Below are 3,844 nucleotides of genomic sequence, written 5' to 3' on the forward strand. Positions count from 1 at the left end.
GGGCCGCTGACCCGTCGCCGCACGGGTCCGTCGGCGCGCTTTCACGATGTGGCCGAGGCGGACTCGTCGTACGCCCGGCGAGCCGCCTCGATGGCGCCGAGGTGATGGTCGGCCCAGTCGAGGAGGGCGTCGATCGGCTGCCGGAACGTCTTGCCCAGCGGTGTGATGCGGTACTCGACGGCGACCGGCCGCGACGAGATGACGCGACGCTCGACGATGCCGTTGCGTTCGAGTCGGCGCAGGGTCGCGCTCAGCGACTTCTGGGAGACGGCCGGGATCGCCTGACGCAGCTCGTTGAACCGCGATGGTCGTTCGCAGAGCCGGTTCAGCACCGCCAGGGACCACTTGTCCAGGACCTGGTCCAGGAGTTCGCGGTGTGGCCGGGTGACCTCGAGACGTTCCGCCGGGCTGGGGTCGGTATCTGCCATGACACCTAGTCTCGTTGAAGTGTCTTGGATATACCAGGTATCAATGGGATACCAGCGATTGATTCGAGGAAGGATGTTCGATGGGTGTCCAGTTCCATTCCCCGCAGGGCATGATGCAGCCCGTCCCCTATCACCACGTCGCGGTCGCGTCCGGGTCACGCCACGTCCACGTGGCCGGTCAGGTCAGCCGCGACGAGGCGGGGAAGCCGGTCGCGCCCGGCGACCTCCGTGGCCAGGTCAGCCAGGCGCTCCGCAACACCGCGCGCGGGCTGGCCGGGGCCGGCGCGGGCTTCCCGGACGTCGTCCGCCTCACCTTCTACGTCACGAACTGGTCGCCGGACAGGATCGGCGACTTCATGGCCGGCGTCGACGATGTCGCACAGGAGATCGGTCTCCCGCAGCCCATGCCCCCGGCCTCACTCATCGGCGTCGCCTACCTGTTCGAGCCGGATGTCCTCGTCGAGGTCGAAGCGACGGCGGTCACGGACTGACGTCGCCGAGGCGGCTCGGGCCGGCACCGGATGACGAGTCGTGCCGGTCCGAACAGGCCGATCCGAGATCCTCGGCGAGGAGGCGTTGCGGCAGACTGCGTCACCGAACAGGCTGAGCTACGCCATTTCAACGGGAGATGGGTTGTGATGATCTACGACATACGCCGCATGGCCGCTGGCGAGTGGCGGCAGTTGAGGGCCATCCGGCTGGAGGCACTCCAGGACTCACCGACCGCGTTCAGCACGCCACTCGCCGAGGCGACCGCCTTCAGCGACGCCGTCTGGCAGGAGGAGGCGGCCCGCGAAGCCCACTCCGCGTCCTCAGCGACGCTCGTCGCCATCGGCGAGGCAGGCGACTGGGTCGGAACGGCTGCCGTCGCGCCGCTTGCCGACGTCCCCGACCACGCCCACGTCCACGCGGTCTACGTCACCCCGGCACACCGCGGCGCGTCTGGACCCGCCGCTGCCCTGATGGCGGCGGCGATCCGTTTCGCCAGCGACCACACCGACGCGCCGTGGCTGACCCTGGGCGTCCACGAGGACAACCCCCGGGCCCGGGCGTTCTACCGCAAGCTCGGGTTCGCCGAAACCGGCAAGGCCATACCCTACGTTCTGAACCCGTCCCAGACTGTGCACATCTTGGGCTACCAGGACTTCCGCGGCCCGCGACGTTGACCGAGTCCCTCACCCGCGGCTCTTCCAGGCGTCAGCGCTCCGCCTGTGATGCAAGCGCCGGCGAACCGGACAGGGGCTATCGGTCACTGTCCGAGAGGCGGTAGCGGAGGTGTACGACGCCGTTCCGGAATCGGCGCTCATCGAGGAGCTCGAGCTCTGCGCGTATGCCGGTCGGCAGCCCTGGCTTGCCCCCGCCGACGAGAATGGGCAGGACGAACAGCTGGCACTCGTCGACCAGACCGGCCTTGAAAGCCTGCGTCGCGAGGTTGGCACCTCCTACGGTGAGATCGCTGCCGGCCGTGGCCTTCAATTCGTGTACTGCGGCGGGGTCGAAACGGCGTTCGAGTCGGGTGTCGGCAGTTGACACCGCGGCGAGGGTCGTGGAGTACACGACTTTGCTCGCCGCCTGCCAGGCGCTCGCGAAGTCGGCCATGAGGTCGGACCGCGCGGCCAGAGCGGCGTCGGTCTCCCAAACGGCCATCGCCTCGTACAGGCGCCGGCCGTAGAGGAACGTGCCCACAGACCGCAGGAGGTCGGTGGTGAACGCGAAATACTCGTCGTCGATGGGGAACCAGTCGAACGCGCCGCGTTCGTCCTCGATGTAGCCGTCAAGCGACACGTTCGTCACGTAAATCAGCTTGCCCATGCCGTTACCTCTCGATGGTCGATCGAACTAGATCAAGTATCGGGCCGTCTCACGACTCCCTTGTCCCGGGAGACCAAAGCCGACTGCCCTCACCTGTTCTACGAACGATCTGCGGCAGATCCGACACCGCGCCGGAAGCGTCCTCAGGCACCCGGCACCCATGCTCGTGAAGCACCCATGCTCGTCGAGATCATTGTCTCCGTACCGGCCGCGCCCTCATTTGCCGCCGATCGTGCGCGCCGACAACCTGCGAGTTGTCTGGGCCTGGTGCGGGCCAGTGCGGATGCGGTGGCGAGACGTCGGCCGAGCCGGCGGGCTGTCGGCCGTCGAAGCTGCAGGTTCGGCGACCCGGGACCAGCTCGGGCCGCGGCCGACGCACGGTCAACCCATGGAGCGAGAGCAGGTCAAGGTTGCTCGTCGTGGCCGTTTGCGTTACGGACAGTTGTCGTGACGCGAATGAGCGCGGTCCAGGATAGCCTTGACGTCATATGGCTACCTATCGCAGCGCCTCAGTGCTTCTCTCCTCGGACGGCACCAGGACCCCTGGCACCGCCGCGCTCTTCACCGAGCCCGCCCGCAACGGTGGGATCCCGCCGTGGGCAGGCGACTTCCGTCCCGCCAACAGCGCCGGCAACGGCCCCAAGAACGCGGTCGGGAAGACCTTCACCTTGGAGCTGCCCGACGGCAGCACCGGCAAGGTCGTGGTCCAGAGCCTCAAGCGCGGGAAGGGAGGCGTCGTGCTGGCGTTGATGGGCGAGAACGCGCCTCCCTTCTGATCAGAACCTGCTCGCTGCCACGCAAACCGGCTGGAGACGGCCGCTGCGCGACCCTGCCGATGTCAATGCGTTCGGTTAGCTGCCGGACGCATTGCCTCACCCATGGCTGGGCGTCAACGAACGTCAGGTGTACTGATCTGCCGCTCAGAACGCTCGACCCGCTCGCTGCCGTCAACGCTTGCGACCACCGGCAGTCCGGGCACCAGCCGGGAGAACCGGTCGACCAGCCGGTCCGCCGCCTCCCGGGCGTCCTTCTTGCTCGGACAGCGGGCGAGCAGCTCGCGGCCACCCTTGCGCTCGATTCGCTCGGCGACGGTGACCAGCGGCGCAGGCTCCACCACGTGCGGACGGTCCGGCCAGGCGATGACCTCCTTGACCGCGCCCTCGCCGTCGAAGGCAGCATCAACGTCGACATTCCTCGTGAAATGATCTGCGTATGCTGACTCGCCGCGATCTCAACCGTGCCCTGCTGGCGCGGCAGCTGCTGCTGGAGCGTTCGCCGCTGAGCCCGCTGGCGGCGATCGAGCATCTCATCGGCCTGCCCGCCCAGGCGCCGAACCCGCCCTACCTCGGGCTGTGGACGCGGCTGCGGCGGTTTCAGATCGAGGACCTGTCGGCACTGCTCACCTCCCGCGTGGCTGTCCGCACCGCGCTGATGCGGGCCACGCCGCACCTGGTCAGCGCCGGCGACGCCACGGACCTCGGGCCACTCCTGCAGGCCGTGCAGGACCGCCACCTGGGCCCGTCGGGGCGCGAGCGGCTGCGCGGGGCCGATCCCGCCCGGGTTGCCGCGGCGGGACGGGCCCTCGTCGAGGAGCGGCCGCGCAC

At 68.6% G+C, this 3,844-nt stretch carries 7 protein-coding genes; 4 read left to right on the top strand and 3 right to left on the bottom strand.

Features of this window, described 5'->3' with window-relative positions; translation table 11 throughout:
- Window positions 1-41 precede the first annotated feature (41 nt).
- The gene (locus AB0I76_RS24705) at window positions 42-428 is read right to left on the bottom strand and encodes a helix-turn-helix domain-containing protein (RefSeq protein WP_357039897.1); all 387 of its coding nucleotides are present in this window, start codon (window positions 426-428) and stop codon (window positions 42-44) included.
- 80 nt (window positions 429-508) lie between these two features.
- On the opposite strand from AB0I76_RS24705, the gene AB0I76_RS24710 reads away from it, so the two are divergent.
- Both AB0I76_RS24710 and AB0I76_RS24715 read left to right on the top strand, forming a co-directional pair.
- Window positions 509-919, top strand: a complete 411-nt coding sequence (locus AB0I76_RS24710) for a RidA family protein (RefSeq protein ID WP_357039900.1) — start codon at window positions 509-511, stop codon at window positions 917-919.
- A gap of 147 nt (window positions 920-1,066) precedes the next feature.
- Window positions 1,067-1,594, top strand: a complete 528-nt coding sequence (locus AB0I76_RS24715) for a GNAT family N-acetyltransferase (RefSeq protein ID WP_357039914.1) — start codon at window positions 1,067-1,069, stop codon at window positions 1,592-1,594.
- A gap of 76 nt (window positions 1,595-1,670) precedes the next feature.
- On the opposite strand, the gene AB0I76_RS24720 is transcribed toward AB0I76_RS24715, so the two are convergent.
- Complete coding sequence (locus AB0I76_RS24720) at window positions 1,671-2,240, bottom strand: dihydrofolate reductase family protein (protein ID WP_357039902.1); 570 nt, start codon at window positions 2,238-2,240, stop codon at window positions 1,671-1,673.
- Window positions 2,241-2,752: 512 nt separating this feature from the next.
- Between AB0I76_RS24720 and AB0I76_RS24725 the strand changes: the two genes are divergently transcribed.
- Window positions 2,753-3,016 (top strand): hypothetical protein, encoded by a 264-nt coding sequence (locus AB0I76_RS24725; RefSeq protein ID WP_357039905.1) that lies wholly within the window; start codon window positions 2,753-2,755, stop codon window positions 3,014-3,016.
- Window positions 3,017-3,129: 113 nt separating this feature from the next.
- Here the strand turns inward: AB0I76_RS24725 and AB0I76_RS24730 are convergent, their stop codons facing one another.
- Entirely contained in the window at window positions 3,130-3,357 is a 228-nt protein-coding gene (locus AB0I76_RS24730; RefSeq protein WP_357039908.1) for a hypothetical protein, read from the bottom strand.
- 95 nt (window positions 3,358-3,452) lie between these two features.
- Between AB0I76_RS24730 and AB0I76_RS24735 the strand changes: the two genes are divergently transcribed.
- Window positions 3,453-3,844: crosslink repair DNA glycosylase YcaQ family protein (locus AB0I76_RS24735; protein ID WP_357039911.1), on the top strand; the 392-nt coding region annotated here is incomplete at its 3' end.

The sequence above is a fragment of the Micromonospora sp. NPDC049799 genome (genome assembly GCF_040656655.1).
GTDB lineage: Bacteria > Actinomycetota > Actinomycetes > Mycobacteriales > Micromonosporaceae > Micromonospora.

What these genes read in the sequence shown, in the direction of transcription:
- AB0I76_RS24705 (WP_357039897.1), bottom strand. Translation starts at nt 428, where the DNA reads ATGGCAGATACCGACCCCAGCCCGGCGGAACGTCTCGAGGTCACCCGG.
- AB0I76_RS24710 (WP_357039900.1), top strand. Translation starts at nt 509, where the DNA reads ATGGGTGTCCAGTTCCATTCCCCGCAGGGCATGATGCAGCCCGTCCCC.
- AB0I76_RS24715 (WP_357039914.1), top strand. Translation starts at nt 1,067, where the DNA reads ATGATCTACGACATACGCCGCATGGCCGCTGGCGAGTGGCGGCAGTTG.
- AB0I76_RS24720 (WP_357039902.1), bottom strand. Translation starts at nt 2,240, where the DNA reads ATGGGCAAGCTGATTTACGTGACGAACGTGTCGCTTGACGGCTACATC.